We start from the raw sequence: 626 nt of genomic DNA on the forward strand, positions 1-626 counted from the left end.
CGCCACCAGGAGGTTCTTGCCGAGCGCCATCTCACCCTGGTCGGTGCACGGCCCGTCGGCGATCACCTGGTTGACCTCGACCCGGTCGCCCTCGGCGACGATGGGCTTCTGGTTGAACGAGGTGCCCTGGTTGGAGCGCTTGAACTTGGCGACGCGGTAGGTGGTGCGGGTGCCGTCGTCGTTCATGACGGTGACGTAGTCGGCCGAGACCTCCTCGACCACGCCCGCCTTCTCGGCGCTGATGACGTCGCCGGCGTCGGTCGCGGCGCGGTATTCCATGCCGGTGCCGACCAGCGGCGCCTCGCTCTTGAGCAGCGGCACCGACTGGCGCTGCATGTTGGAGCCCATGAGAGCGCGGTTGGCGTCGTCGTGCTCGAGGAAGGGGATCATCGCCGTGGCCACCGACACCATCTGGCGCGGCGACACGTCGATGTAGTCGACCTCCTCGGCACGGGCGAGCTCGGTCTCGCCGCCCTTGGTGCGCACGAGGACCCGGGAGTCGGCGAACGACCCGTCGGGGTTGAGCACCGTGTTGGCCTGCGCCTTGACGAAACGGTCTTCCTCGTCGGCGGTGAGGTAGTCGATCTGGTCGGTGACCTTGCCGTCGACCACCTTGCGGTAGGGGG

General features: G+C 68.2%; 1 pseudogene. It reads right to left on the minus strand.

Going from position 1 to position 626, the window contains the following annotated elements:
- Positions 1-626, minus strand: a pseudogene (locus tag ABGB14_RS50020) (DNA-directed RNA polymerase subunit beta); the annotation flags it as partial.

The organism is Nonomuraea sp. B10E15, from assembly GCF_039871615.1.
GTDB lineage: Bacteria > Actinomycetota > Actinomycetes > Streptosporangiales > Streptosporangiaceae > Nonomuraea.